The organism is Tardiphaga sp. 619_E2_N8_4, from assembly GCF_051810905.1.
GTDB classification, from domain to species: Bacteria; Pseudomonadota; Alphaproteobacteria; order Rhizobiales; family Xanthobacteraceae; genus Tardiphaga; species Tardiphaga robiniae.
In genome coordinates this window covers 2,359,032-2,383,983 of the sequence record NZ_JBPWQJ010000001.1, presented here as the reverse complement: position 1 = coordinate 2,383,983, position 24,952 = coordinate 2,359,032, and the positions used below count along the sequence as shown (strand labels likewise).

Here is a 24,952-nt window from a genome sequence, read left to right as displayed (position 1 = left end):
CCACATCGCACTAATTGGCGTCGTCACCAATGATGCCGCCGAACCGTTCCCATGTTTCTCCCGCGACGCGCATCATCTGAAACTGCTCAAGCGGGCGAAAGTCCGTTGGACTTGTTTTGACGTTGATGCCGGGAAGCGTCACGCCATTATAAAAGTTCATGCTAGCAGCTTGGCGCATGACGTTCTGGCGCGTGAGATCATCGCCGCACTGACGAACAAGTTGAACAATGGCCTTTGCGACGCCGTACCCCCAGAGGACCTGGCTGTCATCCTTGTTTCCATCTTTATAATAGCGATCCATGAAGGTCACCCATTGCTTGATATCCGGATCTTCCTTCCACTGGGGATCATGGGCATCTTTCATGTACTGGACGCTCATAACGCCTTGGGCGAAAGGCAATCCCGCGACCTTCATAACACTGCTGATCTGCGTTGATGTGTTGCTGACGAACTGAACCGGCTTCCATCCGAGTTCGCCGATTTTCTTGATCGCCTGCGCTGCGAACTTCGGGGTCGCGGCATTCACGACGACAGTTGGATCCTTAGACTTGATGGAAACGATTTGGGACTCAATCGTTGGCGACGTGACTTCGTACGGAACTTCGGCGACAAGCATGGCAGCCGCGTTTTCGCCGAGCCCTTCTTTAAGCCCGATCAGATACTCTTTGCCGAAGTCATCGTTCTGATACAGGATGGCAACTTTTGCACCGGGGTAGTGCTGCAGAATATACTTTGCATATACTCGAGCTTCGTTGCGTGAAGACGGCATCCATCCCATTGTCCAGGGAAACTGGATTGGATCGGCCCACTTCTCCGCAGCGCTCGCCACAAAGATATGCGGCGTCTTTTTTAAGTTCATATATTTGCGGATAGCACTATTGCTAGCAGTTCCCAGCGATCCCGCCATGAACAATATTCCGTCGTCTTCCACGAGCCGTCGAGCTTGCTCGACGGCTTTAGGAGGGCTGTAAGCGTCGTCATACGAAATAAAGCGGATCAGCCGACCGTTCACTCCACCCTGGTCGTTGATCATTTTGAAATATGCAGATTGCGCCTTGCCGACGACGGACAAAGCAGACACGGGGCCACTATAAGGCATGATATTTCCGATTTTGACCTCTGTGTCGGACGCGCCCGTGTCGTACGCGGGCTGAGCAACCACAGCCGAATTCGACAATAGCGCCGTCCCGGAAACACACGCGACCAAAGCGAGCACAAATCTCACCGGCATCCCTCCATGGGCCGATAATCGCATCGGCTTCTTGATGATAATTGCACGTTCGTGCGATTAATATCAATAATTCTTTTGCCTGACCCGAATACCGCGCGCGGATTGACTGTTGCTGTCGCCGTATTGGTAGCCGTCCCGCTATTTAGACCGCCCGCATACGGCCCACACCATCGCGGCATATCGCAGCTACGCGATGAACCCGACGTGCACATCTCTTTAAGGTTTGGACATGCATCGCATCTTTCAGAACTTTATCGATCATCTGTCGATCGCCCCGAGTAGTGTGGTGCTACGAGATGCGATGGCAGACGCAGCAACCGCGCTTGACTTATCGTGCTTTGCTTACCTGGCAATACCGCAAGGGCTATCTGCTACCCCTCAAGTGATATCAACTTACCCCGTTGCTTGGACATCGCGTTACTTGCAAGGTAACTACCAGCGCTTTGATCCAGTGATCTCGCAGGCGTTTGCCCGAGCCGACCCCTTCGAGTGGGGCACTGACGCAGGATTATCGACGTCGACCAGACAACAACGAGAAATGTTTGACGACGCCGCCAACTATGGCATTCGTTATGGCTTTACGGTTCCAATACATCACAGCGGCGTTCCAGTTGCGGCGCTGACTTTTGCAGTCGACGAACGAAGGCCGCAGTTCGAATGGCGCATTAAGGAGCACGGAAGAGTGCTCCAACTCATGGCGATGTATTTCCACGCGCATGTTCGACGCAAAATCGCTCCCGATCGTGTCATCGACGGCGTTTCGTTGACGCCTCGTGAAATCGAATGCCTCGGATGGGCGGCACAGGGCAAATCTGCTTGGGAGATCGGGCGCATCCTCAATATTACGCGTCGCACCGCTAGCTTCCACTTAGATAACGCGAAGACGAAGCTAGGCGTTCACTCGATTTCCCACGCTGTGGCCCGCCTAGTTGCCTACCGGTCGATAGTACCCTAACTCACGCCGGCACATCCTGTGCGTTTGCACAGGATGTGCCGGCGTCGCGATTCGCTTCTAATGCTGAAAGGCCAGCAATCGAGAGGAGGCGATTATGATCCAGCTGATAACAGCCGAATACTTTGGCAGCTTCATTCGTGAAATTGCGGATATGCATCGCTTGCGCTACCGCGTTTTCAGAGAACGACTGGATTGGGACGTCCAGGTCAGCGGCGATATGGAAATCGACGTGTTCGACTCCCACCAGCCCTGCTACCTGCTGCAGCGTGCTGGTGATAAGCACATTCAAGGCTGCGTGCGCTTGCTCCCTTCCACCGGCCCCACGATGCTACGCGATACTTTTCCCGTTCTCTTGGACGGAGGATGCGCTCCGGCTAGCTCGACAATCTGGGAAAGTAGCCGCTTCGCGCTCGATGTTGCGGCCGACGGGCCCAAGGCCGCTCATGGTCTGGCAACGGCGACCTACGAACTGTTTGCTGGTATGATCGAGTTCGGTCTATCGCGGCAGCTTACCGACATCGTTACCGTTACAGATGCCCGGATGGAGCGGATCCTGCGCCGCGCCGGATGGCCTTTGCGGCGGATAGGTAAACCTCACCCGCTGGGCAGCACCTTGGCGGTTGCGGGCTATCTCGAAGTGACGTCACAGGCTTTGGAGCGCGTCCATACCGCGGGCGGCTTAGTCGGCCCTGTGCTGTGGGCTCCCGTCGCGTCTATCGCTGCTTAGACACTTTCACTCAGCCTCACGAATTTTTGCATCGAGGGGTCTGCGAGCAGGCGTTTCGTAAATCGCTCGCCGACTATGAAACATCGAGACATGACGGAAAGGCCCATGGCGAAAGATAAGCGACGACCTGGCCCCCCGACGCAGGCCGTTGACCTACAGCAGTTGCGACTTGCAGTGACCGCGGCCGACATTGGTAGCTTTCGGCAGGCCGCGAATGTATTTCGGCTTCGTCAATCACAGATGAGCCGAAGTGTCCGCCAGCTCGAGCACTCGATTGGCGTGGTCGTGTTCGAGCGATCCAGCGGTGGCGTGAAGCCGACCCCAGGTGGTCGGGAGTTTCTCAGGTCAGCGCGAATAATCTTGGAGCAAGTCGATGCGCTCATTGCGAGCGCAGAAACAGCGAAGCGCGGGAAAGTCGGTAAATTAGCGGTAGGTTTCTGCACGTCTCTCTCAACGGGAAACTTGCGCGCGACGCTTCTCGATTTCAAGACACATTTTCCACATATCAAACTCGTAACCGTCGAAAGGTCGCGAAAGCACCTGACGGCTGCGCTCCGAAGCGGAGCACTCGACGTTGTCGTCGTGACGGGTGCTAGGCCGCCGCTTCTAGGAAGTCAGGCCCTTCCGCTCTGGAGCGAGCGGATCTTGGTCGCCTTGCCGGAGGATCATCCCTTGACAACGCAAGAGGTCATCTTATGGACTGACCTTCAGAATCAAACAGTGTTGCTGAGCCAGTATGATCCCGGATACGAGCTCGAGGACGTCCTCATTTCTAAGCTCCCTTTGCGCGAGGACAGGCCTCAAATAGAGCGCCACGATGTCAGTCGGGGCATTATCAAAAGCCTGATCAGCATGAGGCTCGGGATCAGCTTGGTTATGGAATCCGATATCGGCGCCAGCTTTGCCGGTTTGGTTTATCGCGAACTGGACGACGGGAGACGGCCGAGTTACCTGAATTTTTCGGCACATTGGCGGGGCGACAACGAGAACCCTGCCCTCCATGGCTTTCTGCAATTGCTCGCCGAGCGCTACCCGTCGCTGGCGACTGACGAATGAGTCGCCCGACGCCATTTCGCAAATCCCCGATCCGTCGCCATGAAACGCATCAGCATGGGCGCGATCAGCTTTGACGGATCATTGACTGGCTGACCGGTTTCACGTGCGAGGGCACCCGCATAGGCAACAAGATCTCGATGCACGGATGCCGGCAATTCAGTAGTGATTTTGACAGGCTTGTCGTCAGCAAGCACCCCGATCTTAAGCTTGGCCATCTTCATTCCTCACGCTCTGTAAGGCTCTAATACGAGGTCGCGATTGACGATCACGCGGACCGGAAATCCCGGCCTAATCGTCAGCGTTGGTTGGATATTGAGGCTTCGTTCAACGATCTTCTGGCCAGTTCGATTAAAGCTATCGCTGGATCCGCGGCGAAGGGCCTGGATGATGTCACCATTGTTTCCTGTATCCGAGCCGGCTCCCGCTTCGCTGCCGACTGAGAGTAACGTCGACAGGAGTGCGGCCTTGAAGAGAGCACCCCAATGATTGTCGATCTCGTCTTCCAGGCCAGCATAGCCGCCCGAGTCCGCGCCTGGCTGGCGTTCGAGCACGATCGAACGGCCGTTCGGCATGATCAAGCGTGTCCAGACCAGTAGGACGCGTGACTGACCGAATGCGACCTGGCTGTCGTAGGTTCCGATCAAACGAGCGCCCTGCGGGATAAGCAGCAAGCGACCGGAAGGTGTGTCAAAAACATTCTCGGTCACCTGCGCCGTGATCTGCCCGGGCAGATCTGAGCGGATGCCGGTGATGAGTGCCCCAGGGATAACCGTTCCTGCCTGAACAACATACGGAGAAGCTGGTTTCATGACGCGATCAGGGCTTGTGGTACGGCGATCGACCGACGCATTGACGAAGGCGAGCTTGCGGTCCTGACCGTTCTGCGCAAACCCGTCGTCAGTTCCCGGCATGGACGATGAGGCCGCGCGGTCAACGTTTGAGCCCTGGGCTGCAACGGGCGTTGTCTCGCGAATATTGGTCGAAGCGAACACGCGGCTGACACGTGCGGCTTCGGTCTCCTGGTCACGACGCTGCTGCTCCTGATCGAAGCCAGTCGTGGTAGTGGTTGGCGGCTGTCCCTGCGCGGCGAGGAATGGCCGGCCGAGATCACCAGGAAGCGGTGGGCCCAGCGAGGGCACCTGACGTGGAACGCCAGCATAGTCCCGCGGCAATCGAGCGAGGCCATCGGCGACGTTATGATGATCGGTGCTGTAGAGTTCGTCCGGCGCGGGCCCGCGGGAGCGGTTGTTTTGCAGAGCCCAAACGACGGCACCCCCAACAACAACCAATGCAACGGTGGTCCCTCCCGCCAGGACCTTACGGGACAGCCGTGTGACGCGTGGATGATCTGTCCTTAACCGGAACCCATGCGCCAATTCTTCTGACCTGTTCGGCACGCCGGGCTGCTCGTTAGTGTCATCACTCCGAAGTGTGCTCATGACGACGACCTCCCGTCGGTCCGGACAATCCGGACTTTCTGCTGATGCTCGCCACCGAGCCGTAACTCCGCGGCCGCAAAGAGCCGATCGACAATGAGGACGTTGCCGTAGGCGCGGTAGTTCACGATCTCGGTCTTGCCGTCAGGGCCAATGACGAAGAGAGGCGGCATCTCGCCTTGGGCGATGCCCTGCGGGAACTCGATGTAAACCTTGCGGCCATCGTCATAAGCGGTCAGAGGCCGCCATGGCGGACCGTCGCCCTCAATGGCGTAACGAAAACGCCGCTGCGTCGGATCGGGTAGCACCGGCGTCAAGAGCACGGACCGTGTCCTGCCCGACCGCTCCTCCGGATAGTACCAGGCGACCGAAGGCATATAGGGTTTTTCGCGGGCGCGTAGTTCGATCAGATAGGTGCGCCGATCGGTGTTGACGACAAGATTGGTTTCGATCGAAGCGCGCGTGGGCTTCACCAGAATATGGACGCGGCGGGTATCTCCATTGCCGCTTTCGGTATCGCCGACGACCCAACGAACAGTGTCGCCTGCCGCGACCGGACCCGCCCCCGTGAGTTGTTCGCCTTCCTCGAGCGCGATGTCGGTGATTTGTCCGGGCGCGGCATAAACCTGGTACAGCGCACCCGGACTGTAGGCGTAGACCTGCGCGGCGTTAAAATATCCCTTCTTGCGCGGTTCGACCCGCGCCGCGCTGTTCGCCATCTCGACCCGGCTCACCGGCTCGCTGTCCTCCTTCGTACCGGACTTACCGCCAAGGGACGGTTTCCATAGCGGCGGGACATGAAGCGGCCGCGGCTTGTCGTCGGCAGGCGCGGGCGGCTGAGGCGATGGCGGAACATCACTGTCGTAACTGATCTCGGGCGGCGTAAACGTGGAGCAACCACCCAAAGCGGAAGCGCAAAGCAGCAGGGCTGGAAGTATCGCCTTTCGGAGCGCCGAACCATCTGATCTGAATGAGACGGAACGACTGCATGAAGCACGGCGCGGAGAAGCCATCTTACGAAATAGCGTATTCACTGCCCAAGCTCCTTCGACCAGTTGATGGCGTGGACGTAGACGCCGAGGGGGTTCTTGCGCAGCCGATCGGCATCGCGCGGCGTCTCGATCACGACGCTGAGAATGGCAGTCCAGCGCTCGGTCGAACTGAGAGACCCGTTGTCGTAGGCGCGTTGAACCCACGCCACACGAAAACTCTCCGGCGATGCGCGAATAACGCTCGATACCTCGACCGAGACCTGCACCTTGCCGAGCCTGGCAAAGGGATCGTTGGTTCGGGCGTAGTCATTGAGAGCGGCGGCACCGCGATCGGTCGTGAAATCGTGGGCGCGCAGCCAATTCTGGCGCAACACGATGGCGTCAGCCGGCAGTCCCCGGACATCCTCGATGAATCGCGCCAAGTGGTAAGCGATCTGCGAGTCGGTCGGCTGGTAGTCTGTATTGGCCGGCGCCACGCGCTGGGCCTGGCCAAGACGATCGACCTCGACCACCCAGGGCGTGATCGTGCCTAGGGTCGATTGCCAGACAAGGCTGCCGGCGAGACCAGTTGACAGCGCGAGGCAGCCGAATGCCATCAATCGCCAGTTCTTTGCCTGTACGCGGGCAGACCCGATACGGTCGTCCCAGACTTGCGCTGCTTTTTGATAGGGCGTGACCGGCTCGGGTGTGCGGCCGTAGTGAACGGATGGACGTTTAAACATCAGTGGTTTCCTTCAGAAAGATCGATCGATGCGCCGCCTCCGCCATGGTCGCCCGAGCGAACGGCATGGGTAACGGCTGATGCGCCATGGCTGACGGTCTGGGCACGCTTCATCCGCCGCGCCCAATCGGGCGGACTATCCGGCGAGGTGTTGCCGGTCTCGGCGCCCCCTGCGGTTGGCGCCTGGCCAGCCGATTGAGCGCTGTTACTGAGAGTTGCCGCGGCCCGACGCAGCGGGCTTGCCACCGCCGAGAGCCCGGCATCGGCGACACTGCTGAGGCCGCCACTGCGATAAGCTGCGGACGCACCACTTGTGAGCGCGGCGCCGCCCCGCGCGGCTCCCGCGAGCGCTCCACCAGCGAGACCAGCACCGCCTGCAGCCAAGCCGGCGCCTGCTGCAACAATGCCGCCTGCTGCAAGTCCGGTCCCGACCGCGGCACCCGCGCCAAGCTGAGGTCCGCCAGACACCAGGCCGTTGGCGAGCCCTGGGCCAAAGATGCCGAGACCGAGCAGCGACAATGCCGCGAGCACCAGCGCCATGGCATCTTCGATGGTCGGCTGCCCGCCGTTGAATCCAGACGTGAATTGAGAGAACAGAGTCGAGCCGATGCCAACAATGACGGCCAGAACCAGGACTTTGATGCCTGACGAGACGACATTGCCGAGTACACGCTCAGCCGCAAATGCGGTCTTGCCGAACAAACCAAAAGGGATCAGCACGAAGCCGGCGAGCGTCGTCAACTTGAACTCGATGAGGGTCACGAACAGCTGGATCGCCAGAATGAAGAAGGCGAGCAGCACAACGACCCAGGCGAACAACAGAACGACGATCTGAACGAAGTTTTCGAAGAAGCTGATGTAACCCATCAGACCTGAGATCGCGTCAAGGATCGGCCGGCCGGCATCGAGGCCAATCTGGGCGATCCGTCCCGGCCGCAGGAAATCCGCGGATGACAGGCCTGTGCCGGAGGCTTTCAGGCCAAGACCAGCGAAGCTCTCGAACAGGATACGGGCGAGACTGTTCCAGTTGCCGATCAGGTAGGCGAAGACGCCGACGAACAGCGTCTTTTTGACGAGCCGTGCAATCAGGTCGTCATCGGTCCCCCAGCTCCAGAACAGAGCCGCAAGCGTAATGTCGATGGCGGCCAACGTCGTTGCAAGAAATCCAACTTCGCTGCCCAGAAAACCGAAGCCAGAATCGATATAGCGGGTAAAAGTATCGAGGAATTGATCGATCACGCCAGTCCCGGTCATGGCTTACTCGCTGTCCGGAAGAGGTGCGGACGGATAGCCCTGCGGTATCCGGCTCTGATCCTTTGGCGGAAGCTCTGACGATTGATCGGAAGCGGCCGTGCTCTTCGTCCGACCGAAAAACCGACGTCGGTTCTCAGCCCAGATCCGGCGACAGTAGCCGTAAGTTGCTGTTTGCTCCGGCTTAACCGTTTGGCAGCGCGCCAGGCTGGGTTCGAGTGTCCCCGTGGACTGTGGCGCTGTCGAATTCGACGCCGTTTCGTCACTATCACCACGGAGCTGAATAGCGCATGCCGCGACGACCAGCATCGCGGCCCCGGCTGCGGTGACGACTGCTATCCGGCTGAACATGCTGAACGCACTCATCAATGAAACATCTGCACGTTTGAGGATTGATAGCCTTGGCCCGGCGTCAGGAACCGCCGTAGTTGCTCTCTGCCCTGATCCTGCGCCGCTGCGCGTTGAGCCGCTTCAAGGCTCTGCGCCCTGCCCTGCGCGGCGACGGTCGCCGTGAGATCGGCGAGTTGCTGAGCCTGAAGCGCAAGGATCTGGTTGCCGGCCTGTGTCGCCTGCAGCGCGCCGCTTGCGCCCTGGCTCGATGTTACAAGCGCCGACGTCTGGGTGCGGTTGGTGTCGAGGTTGCCGACAACGCCGGCCTGCACACGCAAGGCGTCCTGCAGCGCGGCGACCGAGTTCTGCCAACGCGATTGCGCGTTGGTGATCAGTGCTTGACTGGATTGGCTGCTCGTCGCTGGCGCATAATTGGTCGAGAACGCGCCGTCGATCTGCTGCACATCATAGGCAATGCGTTGCGCCTGGGCGAGTAACTGCTGGGTGCGCTGGATCGACGATTGAAGTTGCTGTAGCGACGAGTATGGCAGGCTCGCCAGATTCTTCGCCTGATTGATGAGTGACTGCGCCTGGTTTTGTAGCGATGTGATCTGATTGTTGATCTGCTGCAGCTCGCGCGCCGCCGTCAGAACATTCTGGGCGTAGTTGTTGGGATCGAAGACGATCCACTGCGCGGATACCGGCGACACGGCAGCAAGCGACAAGGCGACGGCGCTCGCCGCTGCAAGAACGCTAAGACGTCTCATGAAGATGCCTCCAGATTGCTCAAATTGGGGATCAAATCAGTGACCCACGAAGCATCGCGATGTCGGAGCCAGGCGGGCACGAAGCCGTCGCGGCCGTGTTCTGCGAGCAGGCGCTCGATCGCCGCCTGATCGGTCTTGGAAGAGGCAGCAGTAAAAGCGAGCGCGACTTCGCCCAGACCTAGTTCAAACATCCGATTGCCGCGGCGTGACTGGCAGTAGTAGTCGCGCTTCGGCGTTGCCCGGCTCAACAACTCGATCTGCCGGTCGTTGAGGCCAAAACGGCGATAGATAGCCGTGATCTGCGGCTCGATCGCGCGTTCGTTCGGCAGCAATATGCGGGTCGGACAGCTCTCGATGATGGCAGGCGCAATCGCTGAGCCATCGATGTCCGAAAGTGACTGCGTCGCGAAAATGACGGAGGCGTTCTTTTTCCGCAACGTCTTCAACCATTCGCGCAATTGCCCTGAAAAGTCTTCGTCATCGAGCGCGAGCCAACCCTCGTCCACGATGAGCAGGGTCGGGCGACCGTCGAGACGGTCGCCAATGCGATGGAAGAGATAGGCAAGCACCGCGGGGGCGGCGCCGGTGCCGATCAGTCCTTCGGTTTCAAAGGCCTGAACGGATGAATCACCGAGGCGCTCGAATTCGGCATCGAGCAGCCGGCCGTAGGACCCACCTATGCAATAAGGCTGTAGTGCACGCTTGAGCGCGCTCGACTGCAGCAGCACCGATAAGCCGGTCAGCGTGCGCTCCTGGATTGGCGCCGAGGCCAGGGAGGTCAAGGCAGACCACAGGTGATCCTTGGCCTCTGGCGTGATCACGATCTTTTCCCGCGCCAGGATCGCGGCGATCCATTCGGTCGCCCAGCCCCGCTCGGAGGCGTCGTCGATCCAGGCCAGCGGCTGCAGCGCGACGGGCTCAGACGCATCGTCCGACAGCGCTCCCCCGAGGTCGTGCCAGTCGCCACCCATGGCGAGAGCAGCCGCCCGGATCGATCCGCCGAAATCGAAGGCAATGATCTGCGAACCCGGATAGCGGCGGAACTGCAACGCCATCAGCGCCAGCAGCACCGATTTGCCGGCGCCGGTCGGACCAACCACCAGCGTATGACCGACATCACCGACATGGAGAGAAAATCGGAACGGGGTCGAACCCTCGGCCTTTCCGAACAGCAGAGACGGTGCCGCAAAGTGATGGTCCCTCACCTCTCCGGCCCAGACCGCCGATAGCGGAATCATATGGGCCAGGTTGAGGGTCGAGACCGGCGGCTGCCGGACATTGGCATAGGCATGACCGGGCAAACTGCCGAGCCAGGCTTCGACGGCGTTCACCGTCTCAGTCATCGCGGTGAAGTCGCGACCCTGGATCGTCTTTTCGACCAGACGCAGCTTCTCATCGGCCACACGCGGGTCTTCATCCCATACGGTGACAGTCACCGTGACATAAGCTTCACCGATCTGGTCGGAGCCGAGTTCCTGGAGCGCGGCATCGGCGTCCATCGCTTTGTTGTGGGCGTCGGTGTCGAGCAGCGTTGATGCCTCGTTCGTCATCACCTCTTTGAGGATGGCGGCGATCGATTTTCGCTTGGCGAACCATTGCCGACGAATCTTCGTCAGCAATTTCGTGGCATCGATCTTGTCGAGCATGATTGCGCGCGTCGACCAGCGATACGGAAATGCCAAACGATTCAGTTCGTCGAGTATTCCGGGCGTCGTCGCGGTCGGAAACCCGACGACAGTAAGAACGCGCAGATGCGCTGAGCCCAACATTGGCTCAAGGCCGCCGGTCAGCGGCAGATCCGCCAGCAGCACATCGAGATACATCGGGATCTCGGGCACCCGGAGCCGATGACGCTTCGTCGACACACAGGAGTGCAGATAGGTCAGTGTCTCCGGATCGTCCAGCCAGCCGCATTCGGGCATAAAACCCTCGACCAGCTGGAGTATCCGATCGGTGCGGTCGACGAATCCGCGCAACACTTCGCGGGCATCGGCGTTCTCGGTGCGATCGCGGCCCTCGTAGAGAAACCGTTCGGCCCGCGCGGCGTCCTCGGCCGGCGGCAGATAGAGGAATGTGAGGAAATAACTTGACTCATAGTGAGCTCCTGCCTCTTCGAATAGAGCTCTCCGCTCCGCATCAACCAGCGCAGACGCCACATCCGGGAACGTGCTTGCCGGATAGCGGCTGGCAGAATGACGTTGAGCCTCAACAAAAACGGCCCAGCCCGAACCGAGACGGCGCAAGGCACTGTTGAGGCGGCCAGCGACGGCGACGAGTTCGGCGGGCACAGCGCTGTCGAGATCCGGTCCGCGGAACCTTGCGGTGCGTTGGAATGAACCGTCCTTGTTGAGGACGACGCCCTCCCCAACCAATGCAGCCCAAGGCAGGAAATCCGCGAGGCGGGTGTTTGAGCGGCGGTATTCGGCAAGATTCATCATGACCAAGAACTCAAATGTTGAGATGACCGGGAATGCGCAGATGACGGCGCACCACATCGACGAAGGCGGGGTCACGCTTGGCGGCCCAGACCGCGGCCGCATGGCCTACCGTCCAGAGCAAGAGACCTGCGATCCAGAGCCGCAGACCGAGACCAAGGGCGGCCGCGAAGGTGCCGTTGACGATGGCGACCGCCCGGGGCGCGCCACCCATCAGGATCGGCTCGGTTAGCGCGCGATGCACAGGCGCCACGAAGCCAACGACGGGCTCGTCCATCAGATCAAGATCCCGCCGCCGAACGAAAAGAATGACAAAAAGAAGCTCGATGCGGCGAAGGCGATCGAGAGGCCGAACACGATCTGGATCAACCGACGAAAACCACCGGAGGAGTCGCCGAAGGCGAGCGTGAGACCCGTGACGATGATGATGATCACCGCGATGATCTTGGCGACCGGCCCCTCGACCGATTGCAGGATCTGATTGAGTGGCTGCTCCCACGGCATATTGGATCCCGCAGCCCAAGCCGGAGCTGCAGCGAATAGAACCATGCCTGATAAGCTGAGCGACTTGGCACGTAAAAAAAGAGATGATCGAGGCCTCATGTTTGGTCTCCTGCTGGTGAAAGGCTGTAGTCGCCGGCTGGTCCGAGCCCGGTGACGCAAGCGAGTTCGGTGAGACGGCGATCCGCGCCGCGGCCGGCAAGCACGGCGACGATGTTGATGGTTTCAGCGATCAGGGCGCGCGGAACGGTGATGACCGCTTCCTGGATGAGCTGCTCGAGCCGGCGCAGTGCGCCGAGCGCTGTCCCGGCATGAATGGTGCCGATGCCACCGGGATGGCCGGTACCCCAGGCCTTGAGGAGATCGAGCGCCTCGGCGCCTCGCACCTCGCCGATAGGGATGCGGTCCGGTCGCAACCGAAGTGACGACCGCACGAGATCTGACAGCGAGACGATTCCGTCCTTGGTGCGTAAGGCTACGAGGTTCGGCGCCTTGCACTGCAGTTCGCGCGTATCCTCGATCAGCACCACGCGGTCAGAGGTTTTGGCGACTTCCGCAAGAAGGGCGTTGGTCAACGTGGTCTTGCCAGTCGAGGTGCCGCCGGCGACCAGAATGTTTCTGCGCTCAGCAACCGAACTCCGCAGGGCCTCAGCCTGGTCCGATGTCATGATGCCGGCGGCGACGTAGTCGTCGAGCGTGAACACGGCGACCGCCGGCTTGCGGATAGCAAACGCAGGCGCCGCAACCACCGGCGGCAGCAGACCTTCGAAGCGCTCTCCGGTCTCGGGCAGTTCAGCGGAAACGCGCGGCGCACCAGCATGCACCTCCGCACCGACGTGGTGCGCCACCAGCCGAACGATGCGTTCTCCGTCAGCGGCCGAGAGGGTCTCTCCCGTGTCGGTCAAACCGCTCGACAGCCGGTCGATCCACAACCGGCCATCGGGATTGAGCATCACCTCGACGATCGAGGCGTCCTCCAGGTATCGTGCAATGGCGGGCCCGAGCGCGCTGCGGAGCATGCGCGCGCCGCGCGAGATCGCCTCTGCTTGAGCCGAATGAATTGCCACGACCGCCCTCACCAACGAGGTCGCGTGAAAAGCGCCCTCACATGAGGATGATTAGAAAAGGCAGGAATTGGCTTGGCGCAACAACGCTCCCAAGACGATCGTAGCTTGGCGTAGAAAGAGAAGAACTCGGCGAAATGAGCGGTACCGAAGACTCCGTCGTCCGCGCGAACTCGAAACACTCACCGGGCTGAAACGGGTAGGCACCATGTAGGTCTTGCAGTGATTACTGAGAGTTGCCCGATCTGCTCTTTGATAGCGATTGTAAAACGCCGGTAGCATCAAGCTCCAGCGCTCTCAAATAAGGACCGCTTCTAAACATGGACATGCTTCTAGGCATTTGGGCCATACTCTTCATTGTCGGGCTCGTGCCTGGCAGCGTCTTCGGGTACTTGCTCGTGAAGATGACTATTGCGGACGATCTCAGTGCGGCAATCGAACCTATCAGATTGCAAACATATCCGAAGAGTTAGCAGCTCCTCCGAAGCGCAGGCGCCCTAGATCTCGCAACAGAACCGCGCCACCCATGTAATGTTATTACGTTCTAAAACACTCGGCATTGCGAGTGCCAGCATAGCTGCTATCCATTGGTATTAAGTAAAATCGCTTTGAAGGTAACAGAAGGAACCCTACGCTGACGAAGTGAGCCTTCTATCTGGGGAGCAAAAAATGAACATAGACCCCGTGTTGATTGTCCGCCATTTCTACGAACACTTTTTCGAGCATGTGTTTAGTCACATCACTATCGACATGTTGAAGCATTTCGTAGGTTGGGCTTATCCTATCCTGACCTCAGCTTTCTTGGGTGCTGTTGCGTACTTTCTTCGACATAGCCGCCTGAAAAGCATCGTGACGACGGCCTCCGTTGCCTGCGCCTTAGCGTTCTTGGCACCGAAGGCCATGCTAGACCCAAAAACAGCAGATCCTCCGGTTAAGACTGCAGATGCTGCCACACCCGTAGCCGGAGTTAAGTCAGCTGATGCTGACACAACGAGCATCAAGTCAGCGGAAGCCGAACCGGTGAAAAATAGCGATGCGGCCGTTGCGAGCGACAATCAGAGCGGTACTCACGACGTAGCAGTGCAGCCGATCCATAAGGGTGAAGATGCCAGCCCGAGCCAGAATAGAATTGATGTCCCGCTGCCGCAGAGCAAGCCCAAGACCCGTAAATCGAGCGAGACTTCAACCAAAATTCACAATGCCCAGATCGGCGGCACAGCAAATGGTAAAGTTGATCGAAGTGGCGGTTCTATATACGAAGCACACAACGGGATATTCGGCAGCGCGTACTCCCAATCACCGTTCAACGCAGGATTCCGGGGGGCGAATTTTGACGTTGTTTCCGCCAACGGGGGCCTGACGAACGGAGTGATTTCGGCAAACGGCGGTCTCTCGCTGCAGGACGTTGCTTCGCCAAACAATATCATGCGGTTTAATGTCGTAGATGCAGGCTCAAGCTCTGTTTCAAATCGTATTTATGGCACTATTTCCGGCTCATCGATTACCTTGAATCCAGGTGTTATTACGGGCACGAGTGCTCCGCTTTATTCCACACGGCCAGCCGGGCGATTCTAGATCACTTGCGCGAGGGAAAAAGCTGGCGTTCTGGTCACTTCATCTTGACGGAGAAGAACGCGCCAAAAGCCTTCCATAACTGCGTGAGGCAAATGAATAGGCCGAACGCAGTGGCGCCTCTGATCCACAAAAACTTTCCAATGCTGCTAGCAGCGTTCATGAAGCTGAGGCGACACCGCGCGTTGACCGAGTCGCTATCTACGGCCACCTCATGATGCAAATGCAGCCAACTTTAGCCCGTTTTCAGTTGTCGAATGGTTTTTAGCGGCTATCGCTGCATGTCGGCCAGTTCGTCCACCAAAACACGAACATTCTCGCTGTAATCCACCGGCACTACCACGAGGTGGAGGCCACCAGCTGCGAAGGCCTTCTCCAGTGTCGGCGCCAGACCGCCCGCCTCGGTCACGCGATGGCCCTGGGCCCCGTAGGACTGGGCGTAGGCGACGAAATCCGGATTGCCGAAAGTCATCCCCGCATCGGCGAAACCGTCGACGGCCTGCTTCCACCTGATCATCCCGTAGGCGTGATCCTCGATGACGAGTACGACGAGATCGAGCTTCAGACGCTGCGCGGTCTCCAGTTCCTGCGAATTCATCATAAAACCGCCGTCGCCGGCGACAACGAGCACACGGCGCTTCGGATTCAGCAGTGCCGCCATCATGCCCGACGGAAGCCCCGCTCCCATCGTCGCAAGCGCATTGTCGAGCAGCAGCGTGTTGGCGACGTCCGTGCGGTAGTTACGCGCGAACCATATCTTGTACATCCCGTTGTCCAACGCGACGATGCCGTCGGGTGGCATGACCTGGCGGACGTCGTGGACGATCCGCTGCGGGGTCAGCGGAAAGCGGTCTTCGTTGGCCCGGTCGCCGATGTGGCGCAGGATATCCGCGCGCACGCCGTCCCACTGCGTGGTCTGCTTGAGCTTCCCATCGAGCTCGGCCGCCAGCATGTCGAGACCTTTCGCAATGTCGCCGATAAGTTCAGCTTGCGGGTAGTAAACCTCCTCGACCGTCGCTGGCGTGAAGCCGATGTGGAGCACCTGATGGCGGCCACGCCCCATGATGAATGGCGGCTTTTCGATGGTGTCGTGGCCGATGGTGATGATCAGGTCGGCGCAGTCGATCGCGCGATGGACGTAGTCGCGTTCGCTCAGCGCCGCCGTGCCGACATAGTAGTCGGACGCCCCGCCGACGGCCCCCTTCCCCATCTGCGTGTTGAAGAATGGGATCTTCACCCGGCGGACGAACTCGGAGAGCGCGGGCGCGAGCCTGGGCCTGCTGGCACCGGCACCGAACATGAGCAATGGGCATTTCGCCGAGAGGATGAGCTCGGCGGCCTTCCGGACGGCGTCCATCGAGGGCGCCGGGAGATCGGTCGGGTGGACCGGGATCACCGAAACGCCGGACACCTTCTCCGCCGCGACATCTTCCGGAAGCTCCAGGTGCACGGGTCCGGGACGCTCCTCCATTGCAATCCGGAAAGCATTCCGGACGACGGTCGCAATCGAAGACGCACTTACGATCTGCTGCGACAGTTTCGTGAGCGGCTTCATGCTCGCGACGACGTCCACGATCTGGAAGTGGGCCTGCCGGCTGGCGTGGATCGCCTTCTGGCCAGTGATCAGGACCATCGGCATGCCTCCCAGGAGCCCATAGGCAGCCCCTGTCGAGAGATTCAAGGCTCCGGGCCCCAAAGTGCTGAGCGCGACACCTGGCCTGCCTGTGAGGCGCCCGTGGGTCGCAGCCATAAAGGCGGCGGGCTGCTCGTGACGCGTGACGACCAGTTCGATGGAAGACTTGCGCAAGCTCTCGACGACGTCGAGGTTCTCCTCGCCCGGGACGCCAAAGATGCGGTCAACGCCCTCGTTTTCGAGAGCCGCCACTAGCAGATCGGAGCCTTTCATTTCGCGGTCCTCGTTATTCATCGTCAAGCTCCTCCGTTTGCCCAGCACCGTATTGGACAAACAGGTCCATTTAATGAAACGTTTGGTGGACTAGGCGTCTGAGCGCGCCCTTCCCAGATTGCCCGGATATGCGCCTCCTGCACCTGCCAGGAACCGACCGGCAGCCGAGAGGACAATGGTTGCTGACCCGCGTTCGAGACGCCATATCCTCGGCCGTTGACGATCCGATCTGCCTGCCCTGTAAGATCGTAGTCCAAGGCCTGAAGAAGGATGCACCAGATGCGCATAATGTGGATCGCCGTACTTGCCATCATGCTGCCCGCTGCCGCGCTGGCGCAAGACATCACGCAGCGCCCCGTCCGAACCGAACGCATCTCAGGCACTCCAGTGGGCGTCGGCCTCTATGAGGTCGCTCCAGACGGCACCGTTCTGATCGACTGGCGCGCCGTCGAGGCGGCGGCCGATGGACCGGCCGATCGCGCATCCACTCCGGTTGCGAAGGCGATGCTGGCGATCAGAGACGGCAAATGGAAACCGATGGCCCGGTGACGAACGACGTCGCGCCGGAAATCCGACAGCGTAAGATCATCCATATCGACATGGATGCCTTCTACGCATCAGTCGAACAGCGGGATAATCCGGAGCTTCGCGGCAAACCTGTCGCCGTCGGCGCCTCTCGGGAGCGCGGGGTCGTGGCAGCAGCGAGTTACGAAGCCCGCAAATTCGGCGTCCGCTCGGCGATGCCGTCCGTTACAGCCAAACGTCAGTGTCCAGATCTAATCTTCGTGAAACCGCGCTTCGAGGTCTACAAGGCCATCAGCCAGCAGATCCGAGAGATATTCGCCGAGCACACGCCGATCATCGAACCGCTGTCGCTGGACGAGGCTTATCTGGATGTTACCGAGAACCTTCAGGGCATTCCACTGGCGCGCGACATCGCACTGGCGATCCGCATTAAAATCAAAGCCGAGACAGGACTAATGCCTCCGCCGGCATCTCTTACAACAAGTTCCTGGCCAAACTCGCCTCCGACCATCGAAAGCCAAACGGTCAGTACGTCATCTCTCCGGAGATGGGTACTGCCTTCGTGGAAACCCTACCAGTTGGCAAGTTCCACGGCATCGGACCGGCGACGGCGGCCAAATTCAACGCATTGGGCATCCAGACAGGCCTCGACATTCGAAATCAGGCGCTGACGTTCCTGGAGGCACACTTCGGCAAAGCCGGGACCTATTACTACTGGATTTCGCGCGGCATCGACGAACGTCCTGTCCGCGCCAACCGCATCCGGAAATCCGTCGGCGCCGAGAACACTTTCTTCGACGACCTCACTAAGTTCGACGCCATGATTGCTGCGTTGCAGCCCCTCGTCGACAAGGTGTGGCAGCACTGCGCGAACACCGGGAACCGCGGGCGAACCGTCACGCTGAAGGTGAAGTTCGCTGACTTTGAAATCATGTCACGAAGCCAATCAATGCCTACAGCCGTATCAAACCGCGAAGAACTCGAACGGGTCGCGGTATCACTTCTCGAACGCTCAATGCCACTGCCGAAAGCAGTGCGGCTTCTCGGTGTTGCGCTATCGGCACTTCAGACGGACGGGCACGATGAGCAATCCCAATTCCAATTACCCATTTAGACAAGCGAAGAAAGAAGAAGCTCCAGTCCCGCAACGGTTGGACCGTCCGGCGAGAAACTCCACAATCACACTATCATCGGCGCCAACTCCGCAAAACGTTCTTGCGCTCTACCAACGGTTGCGCTCTTATAATGTTCGATTCCGTGCTGGATCAGACAAATGACGACGAGCAACAGCGCCAAGATTAGAGACGTTAGGTTATTAGCTGAGCGCAACACAATACTATTCCGGCCATCACTGAAGTTCCAACCGCGTTTCGTTTCTCGACGATCGCCAAAACTCCTTTCACTCGCAAGCGTATATTTCAAGTCAGCTTTTTTCGACTTTCTGCTGCCATAAGCGCCGCTTCATGACGTCTTTATCGGAAGCAGTAACAACATTTCGCGTCGGAGATATGGATGATACTTCGCATTCTGGCTTTCATTGTCGCCACCTGTCTCCCTTCGATAGCACTAGCGCAAGACTCCGAGCCACCTCCGACGGCAGTCCCCTTAGTCGCAGAGGGAGAGCTAAAAGAATTCGCAATTCCCAAACCAATTGAGTTTGGCGTATCGGACTTTGTCGGGCTGGGAAATTTCGAAATCCCCCTAGAGATGCCTACGGCATCTCTAATCTCCCCGAGAGTGATACTTAAATATAGAACTCAACGTTCCATGGGGAATTGTGGCGTTGGATGTGACGTCAGCTTTCCGTCTGTACGAAGCGACCCGCTATTCTCGCGCATTCCTAACGCGTCGGGCTGGACATTCGTCGAAGATTCCGGATACTCGCGTTTGATCAAAGACACAAATGGATTTCTGTTTCCCGAAGTCACTTCTATACCTTACCGCTTCGAAGCATCTGGTGCATCGAGCTACATCGCACGTGATGGCCACGGTGCGCAGTTGATCTTTGGCGGTACACCTGAAACCATCTCGCTCCTCCCCAACGGGAAAATCAAAGAACTGCTGCTACGTCAACAAGTCAACCGGTGGGGCGAGACACAAACATATACATGGTCGAACACTCGGATATCGAAAATAACGTGGGGCACCGGCGCATTTAAGTATGAAGCATTCTTCGACTGGACCACCCTTTCCTACTCCTGGCCTTCGTACTCAACCGGGAACGCAAACGATGCCGTGATCGGTGCAATTCGGGTCGTTTCGCCAAGTGGGGCCGTAAAGCGCTACGAATTCACATACGCACCATCACCACAAACCACTTGGCCGCGCCTCCAATCAGTGACCGAACGATCGGAGCAAGATCAGACCGCAACTCGCATAATCGCAAAGTTCAGATTCGACAGCGAGATACCCAATCGTTTCAAAGAGATCCAATCCGAGCAACTTACGTCGGGAAACGCCTCTGAGGGACGCTTGCGATTCGCGCGATCTGCATCAACGGGCTCGTCGACCCCCTTACTTATTACGGACGATGGAAGAATACTGACGCTGGTCAAATCTGGCGCTCAATTCTCATGGCTTGATCATGGCTCATTCGGCACCGGCGCCATCTCGCGCTATCGCGTACTGGACATAGATGGAGACGGGCGAGACGATGTCGTCTTTATCAATGCCAATCAGCAGATTGTATCACGTGCGATTGTAAAGGATGGCTCACTCGGGCCGGAAAAGCCGTTCGGGCGAATTGCGTTCGCGCCCTACCGGGAGGACATCGATCCAAAGCATTATCGCGATGTCGTCTTCCAAGAAGGCCGGTATTCATTCGCAGATCTGACGGGAGACGGCATTCCCGAAGTGATATTCACTGATCATCACGGCGTCGTAAAAAGCGGCGCGTTAAAGACAGGCGATCTGGAGATCGCATTTACCACCCCCGTACAGTTCGGCGAAGGTGAACAACTAGACAAGTACCTCTTCGCGGACTTCAACGGTGACGGAGTTCCAGATCTGTTACTCGTGACGCGCGATGGACGTGTGCTGTGTGGATTCACGGTAGCCGGGGCCCTAACTTCACCCGTACAAGTCGCCGCTGGCGTACCCATGAGCGAGCCATTTCGATTGATCGCTGGTGACGCCAATGCGGATGGCTTGCCAGACCTTTTCTTCTCCTCGGCAAATACCATGACCCAACTGCGAAACCGCGGCGCGGCAGGACTTCCTGAACTGCTAACAGTGTCTGCCCCCGAAATGACCGCAGGCAACAAAAACAGCACCTCGGTTGAACTGAATGGAGATGGAATTAGCGATTTCATGGTGGTCGCCGATAGTTCGACCAAACTATTTAGCATGGATGCCGGCAAATACGCCTCACGCAACGTTGTCTTTGAAGCGTCCGCCGAATTCTTGGGCTATCCGGCAAAGCAACGCATGGTGCAATGGTTTCTCGCCGACTTAAATGGTGACGACCGACCTGACCTAATCGCGATCGACGTCTCGAATAAACTAAGAGTATTGCTGGCACAGGAGAACGACCACTCCGTTCTCTCCGACGGAATTCTAAAGTCTATCACCAATGAATTCGGCGGAGTTACAGATATTCGCTACGCGTCGTCGAGCGAATTCCCTCATACTGATATGCCATCTGTCATACCGGTAGTTCGCCTAGTATCAACTTCCAACGGACCAAGCAAATTCGAGACCGAGTACCACTATGAAGGCGGTATCGTTGGCGTCTTAGCGCGTGATTTTCGAGGCTTCGCCAAGGTTACGAGCACACAGAAGCTAGACGGCGCTCCTCTCCAGACAACAGCGATAACCTTTTTACAAGGTGACACGCCCTCTGGCAGCCCTGACATTAAATCTGCTACTGCCAGATTCGCTGGCCTCCCAATTGCGCGTGAAGTGCAAGGCAGCGCGGATTATAGCGTTCGTCAAGCGATGCAGTACCGGCCCATGCCGGCTCAAGGGCCATACCTCCGACTACTATCTGAGCTCACCGTTGATCGATGTGACATTGCCACTCCTGTCAATTGCTCGACCAGCCGGACCGAAAGCCAGCACGATGAATTTGGCAATTATCTGAAAGACATAACGCACGACGGCGCCACCATAGTGCAAACACGAACACGAGAGTACGCCCCCAACGTTGCAGCTTGGATTGTCGATATTATCACCAATGATCGCACCGTTGACGGAGTCACCTCTGCGTTGCTCGCCCGAACAGAATATCGATACTCCGGCGCGGACACAAAATGCTCCCAGTTAATACCGGGAGTATCGAGCCCCCCACCTAACGCCCCCTCCGGCGTTCTTCGATACCGTAGCCCAACCGACGCGCTGCTTGTTACGCAAGCGTACGATGCGTCGGGGAACACTATATGCACGCGCGTCGGCAATTTCTGGGAAACTGCAAAAACCGATGCGTCACGAAGTGTCGTCCTTCAGAAGATCAACTCTCTGAGTCACCAAGAGAGCTTTGAGTTCTATGGGCTGCAGAAGGCGGCGCCGGCTGGATTGCACGGCAAGCTGTTCGCCCAGGTCGACTTGAACCGAATACGGACTGAGTTCTCATACGATGAATTTAGGAGACTGACGCAACACTCTCGAGCAGACTGTCGCATCGACCAGCCGAATTGTGTCGCAAAGAAAATACAATATCCAAAGTGGGGAACACCGGGCGCTCAGACTGCAAGACTGGACGCAGAGAATGGGCAATTCCTTGAGGCTAACTACGATGGCAATGGGCGCGTGACGTCAGTTCGTCGCACAGGCATCGACACGCGAGCAATTGTCCAAGAGCGCTTCTATGACGGAAAGGGGCGACTAACGAAGGTCAACTTGCCACATTTCGAAGGTGATCTTACTTCAGGAATGTTCGACCTCACGTACGATGCATTCGACAATGTAACAACTGTGAAATTCCCCGACGGAACTGAGACTACAGTTTGCTACCGCGCGTCTACGAAAACCCAGATAGATCAATTTGGACGACAAACGCGTGAGGCTTTCGACTCGTCCGGGCGGGTCATACGGCGCGACCTTATTAACGCAACCGGTTATCAATGCCCGCCGGATAGTGCGACATCACGCGCGACATTTAGCTTTAAGTATGACGGCGTGGGCCGTCTCTTGAGTTATGTGAACCCCTCGCAGCGTTCTGCCTCACGCAATTACGATATGCTCGGAAACATGATTGAGAGCACCGAACCAGATTCCGGGCGCGTCAACTTTCGATACGGAGGAGATCGTGGATTACTCCTGTCGAGAACTACCGAAAACGGGGCCAAGGTTGAATATGCATACGACGATTTGGGTCGCACCGTCTCTGAAGTCATCACGCCGACTGACGCTCCAGCGACTCGCCACACATACCGATACGATGCAACAGCTCGACTAGCCGTCGGTAAACTCTATCAACTCGAGGGGCCAGACAGCCTCGAGACGACGACATATGATAAAATGGGATTGCCCAAGAGAGAGCAGTTTAAATCAGGTGATTTTGAATTCATTGCAGATTATAGCCGCGACCAGTCCGGCCGACTTCTTTCAACACAGTACTCCGATGCTAAGAGTATTGAGCGGAGGTACTCCGGCAGGTACTTATCGCAAATCTATTCCGGAGCAGGGCTACAACGAGTCGGCGCATCGATAGATACGTTTACGCCACTAGGTGATCCAAGGTCGATTTCGTACAGCAACGGAACAACAGAACTGAGAAAATATGGAGCGCTCGATGCCGACTGCGCGCTCCTTTCCGACTATGCGGAATTGTGATCCAGAATAGCTCAGCTCACACTCTGCAGTCTCAACATGCTTCTTACACGTCTTCAGGAAATATCAGCTCAATCGATCACGCACTCGATGGGGTTCAAAATTTTTCGTATGACAATTTTGGACGGCTCACGAATTCGAGCTGGAGCAAGTTTCCAAGCGTAACGCAGAGTCACTCCTACGACAGCCTTGACCGTCTCGCGAGCAGCTCGCAGAGCGGTCCTTACCAGTACAACGCCAGCGTATCGGACAATGGGCCAAGTGCCGTAGGAGGCCAGGCGTTAACTTATGATACCGATGGGAACATTGCGAAGAATCCGAAGTACACACTTCGCCACGATCCTCTGGGGCGTTTGATTGGCGTAGATGGACAGAGCGTAAAGAAAACGTTCTCGGTCAATGCCAATGGTCGACGGGTTGTTCAACGAGTCGCCGGCTCCAGCGCGACTTATTTTCCCTTCTCCGATGTCCGATGCAGATTGGGCGTCTGCGAGCTGGACTTGAGCGTATCAGGCACAACCAGGATCCTACGCAGACAAAACTCAAGCCTCTATTTTCACAAGGACATTAGTGGAAACCCATCACTTATCCTTGATTCTAATGGATACGTTGCTGACAAAGTGTTCTTCACATCATTTGGCGAGGTTATATCTCATACCAATTTCCCGACCCCACTTATCGCGGATGGGCTCTACTTTCAGTTCAAGCGTGCATTGTTAGAGCCGTCAGAGCAGATTGGGGGAAGTAACCGCTTTCTCCAATTGCTTGACTTCGACGCACGAGCTTACGATCCAAATCTGGCGCTTTTTGTGGAACCGGACGTTGCGATCGGTGAGCGATCCGATTCGAAATTCTCAAATCGTTACGCCTACGCGGCGCATAATCCGAACTTCTATCTAGACGCCACAGGAGCAATGACCGAGGAAAAATTGAGTCGATGGAAGGGCTTCGCGATCTCGACTCTAACAGTCCTGGCCGCGGGAAGTGTTTTGGCAGAAGGAGCCATCCTGGCACCGGGGGTTAATAACGCTTTGATCGGCATTGCGTTTGTCGGCATGGTAAACGCTACTGCAGATCTGAAGGCTGCCTTAAGTGACAACCCAGCTGATATGGTCATCGCAGATGCAGTGAAGGCACTGAGCGATCCAACGACGGCTGCTACGGTCGGCTTCGCTATGGTGGTGGCTTTTGCAGTCACGGGGGATGCCGAACGATCAGTTAAGGCTGGGTCGGGCATCAAGGCATTGGCAGACTTGAGAGAGCTTCTGAAGAGTCCTAATGCTATTAAGGAGATTGCTTCGACGGCCAACCTATCGATTAAAGAAGCGAAGGAATTCGTCGAGCTGGCGAACAAGGCTCTTGCGGTAGAGGGGCAAGTGAAGGACGTTCAGGGCCTCATGGATACCGTGAAATCAATTAAGGAGCAGAACGATAAGAAATCGTCGGACGGAGGAGGCGTTCGGGAAAGGCCGAATGCAGGGGAAGGCGCGACATCCAGTCGTTCATCGGGAAAAACTGGTGGCAAGGGCGGAACGGATAGCGGCAAGTACGATCGAGCGGAAAGGCGAGGTCGAACCGGTTAGCTCACAGGTGATTGTGCCACACTGAGCGCGTCCCACTCATTCGCGTGCAATCGCCCTTTGGCGTCTAGTTCGGCCAGCGAGCCAGGGGCTATGCACACAGAGCCATCGGGGGCTGTCAGGAAAGCAGCCCT

At 57.8% G+C, this 24,952-nt stretch carries 20 protein-coding genes and 1 pseudogene; 8 read left to right on the top strand and 13 right to left on the bottom strand.

Annotated elements, in window-relative coordinates:
• Positions 1-10 precede the first annotated feature (10 nt).
• Entirely contained in the window at positions 11-1,231 is a 1,221-nt protein-coding gene (locus AB8A23_RS11390) for an ABC transporter substrate-binding protein (protein WP_439060536.1), read from the bottom strand.
• A 229-nt stretch (positions 1,232-1,460) separates the two neighbouring features.
• Here AB8A23_RS11390 and AB8A23_RS11385 point away from each other — a divergent pair, with 229 nt between their 5' ends.
• The 3 genes from AB8A23_RS11385 (at position 1,461) to AB8A23_RS11375 (ending at position 3,969) form a co-directional block, all read left to right on the top strand.
• Positions 1,461-2,186, top strand: coding sequence for a LuxR family transcriptional regulator (locus tag AB8A23_RS11385; RefSeq protein ID WP_439059713.1), 726 nt, complete (start codon positions 1,461-1,463; stop codon positions 2,184-2,186).
• Positions 2,187-2,280: 94 nt separating this feature from the next.
• On the top strand, positions 2,281-2,913 hold the full coding sequence (locus AB8A23_RS11380; protein ID WP_439059714.1) for an acyl-homoserine-lactone synthase: 633 nt from the start codon (positions 2,281-2,283) through the stop codon (positions 2,911-2,913).
• Between the two features lie 105 nt (positions 2,914-3,018).
• Positions 3,019-3,969: a LysR family transcriptional regulator gene (locus AB8A23_RS11375; protein WP_439059715.1), complete on the top strand. Its 951-nt coding sequence runs from the start codon at positions 3,019-3,021 to the stop codon at positions 3,967-3,969.
• Here the strand turns inward: AB8A23_RS11375 and AB8A23_RS11370 are convergent.
• From AB8A23_RS11370 to trbB, 11 genes are read right to left on the bottom strand one after another with little or no spacing between them, the layout of a single operon-like run.
• Positions 3,942-4,184, bottom strand: coding sequence for a DUF2274 domain-containing protein (locus AB8A23_RS11370; RefSeq protein ID WP_439059716.1), 243 nt, complete (start codon positions 4,182-4,184; stop codon positions 3,942-3,944). The genes AB8A23_RS11375 and AB8A23_RS11370 overlap by 28 nt on opposite strands.
• Positions 4,185-4,193: 9 nt before the next feature.
• Positions 4,194-5,408: a TrbI/VirB10 family protein gene (locus AB8A23_RS11365; RefSeq protein ID WP_439059717.1), complete on the bottom strand. Its 1,215-nt coding sequence runs from the start codon at positions 5,406-5,408 to the stop codon at positions 4,194-4,196.
• Positions 5,405-6,439, bottom strand: a complete 1,035-nt coding sequence (trbG, locus tag AB8A23_RS11360) for a P-type conjugative transfer protein TrbG (RefSeq protein ID WP_439059718.1) — start codon at positions 6,437-6,439, stop codon at positions 5,405-5,407. Before trbG ends, AB8A23_RS11365 begins: the two co-directional genes overlap by 4 nt.
• Positions 6,436-7,119 (bottom strand): conjugal transfer protein TrbF, encoded by a 684-nt coding sequence (gene trbF, locus AB8A23_RS11355; RefSeq protein WP_439059719.1) that lies wholly within the window; start codon positions 7,117-7,119, stop codon positions 6,436-6,438. The genes trbG and trbF overlap by 4 nt, the downstream gene beginning before the upstream one ends.
• A complete protein-coding gene (gene trbL, locus AB8A23_RS11350) occupies positions 7,119-8,372 on the bottom strand; it encodes a P-type conjugative transfer protein TrbL (RefSeq protein WP_439059720.1) in 1,254 nt (417 codons plus the stop codon). The genes trbF and trbL overlap by 1 nt, the downstream gene beginning before the upstream one ends.
• Before the next feature lie 3 nt (positions 8,373-8,375).
• Positions 8,376-8,720, bottom strand: coding sequence for a putative entry exclusion protein TrbK-alt (gene trbK-alt / locus AB8A23_RS11345; RefSeq protein WP_439066038.1), 345 nt, complete (start codon positions 8,718-8,720; stop codon positions 8,376-8,378).
• Between the two features lie 14 nt (positions 8,721-8,734).
• Positions 8,735-9,466 carry a P-type conjugative transfer protein TrbJ gene (trbJ, locus tag AB8A23_RS11340; protein ID WP_439059722.1) on the bottom strand — a complete coding sequence of 244 codons (732 nt, stop codon included), beginning with the start codon at positions 9,464-9,466 and terminating at the stop codon, positions 8,735-8,737.
• Entirely contained in the window at positions 9,463-11,904 is a 2,442-nt protein-coding gene (trbE, locus tag AB8A23_RS11335) for a conjugal transfer protein TrbE (RefSeq protein ID WP_439059723.1), read from the bottom strand. Before trbE ends, trbJ begins: the two co-directional genes overlap by 4 nt.
• A 10-nt stretch (positions 11,905-11,914) precedes the next feature.
• Complete coding sequence (locus tag AB8A23_RS11330; RefSeq protein ID WP_439059724.1) at positions 11,915-12,178, bottom strand: VirB3 family type IV secretion system protein; 264 nt, start codon at positions 12,176-12,178, stop codon at positions 11,915-11,917.
• Complete coding sequence (locus AB8A23_RS11325; RefSeq protein ID WP_439059725.1) at positions 12,178-12,450, bottom strand: TrbC/VirB2 family protein; 273 nt, start codon at positions 12,448-12,450, stop codon at positions 12,178-12,180. The genes AB8A23_RS11330 and AB8A23_RS11325 overlap by 1 nt, the downstream gene beginning before the upstream one ends.
• Before the next feature lie 50 nt (positions 12,451-12,500).
• The gene (gene trbB / locus AB8A23_RS11320) at positions 12,501-13,421 is read right to left on the bottom strand and encodes a P-type conjugative transfer ATPase TrbB (protein ID WP_439060537.1); all 921 of its coding nucleotides are present in this window, start codon (positions 13,419-13,421) and stop codon (positions 12,501-12,503) included.
• Positions 13,422-14,135: 714 nt separating this feature from the next.
• On the opposite strand from trbB, the gene AB8A23_RS11315 reads away from it, so the two are divergent.
• Positions 14,136-15,041 (top strand): hypothetical protein, encoded by a 906-nt coding sequence (locus AB8A23_RS11315; RefSeq protein ID WP_439059726.1) that lies wholly within the window; start codon positions 14,136-14,138, stop codon positions 15,039-15,041.
• Between the two features lie 268 nt (positions 15,042-15,309).
• Here AB8A23_RS11315 and AB8A23_RS11310 read toward each other — a convergent pair whose 3' ends face one another.
• Positions 15,310-16,965: an acetolactate synthase large subunit gene (locus AB8A23_RS11310; protein ID WP_439059727.1), complete on the bottom strand. Its 1,656-nt coding sequence runs from the start codon at positions 16,963-16,965 to the stop codon at positions 15,310-15,312.
• A 258-nt stretch (positions 16,966-17,223) separates the two neighbouring features.
• On the opposite strand from AB8A23_RS11310, the gene AB8A23_RS11305 reads away from it, so the two are divergent.
• The 4 genes and pseudogenes from AB8A23_RS11305 (at position 17,224) to AB8A23_RS11290 (ending at position 24,821) form a co-directional block, all read left to right on the top strand.
• Positions 17,224-17,493 (top strand): hypothetical protein, encoded by a 270-nt coding sequence (locus AB8A23_RS11305; protein WP_439059605.1) that lies wholly within the window; start codon positions 17,224-17,226, stop codon positions 17,491-17,493.
• Positions 17,472-18,583, top strand: a pseudogene (gene dinB / locus AB8A23_RS11300) (DNA polymerase IV). Before AB8A23_RS11305 ends, dinB begins: the two are co-directional and overlap by 22 nt.
• A gap of 773 nt (positions 18,584-19,356) precedes the next feature.
• A complete protein-coding gene (locus tag AB8A23_RS11295) occupies positions 19,357-23,241 on the top strand; it encodes an FG-GAP-like repeat-containing protein (protein WP_439059728.1) in 3,885 nt (1,294 codons plus the stop codon).
• Complete coding sequence (locus AB8A23_RS11290; RefSeq protein WP_439059729.1) at positions 23,238-24,821, top strand: RHS repeat domain-containing protein; 1,584 nt, start codon at positions 23,238-23,240, stop codon at positions 24,819-24,821. Before AB8A23_RS11295 ends, AB8A23_RS11290 begins: the two co-directional genes overlap by 4 nt.
• Positions 24,822-24,952: the final 131 nt, after the last annotated feature.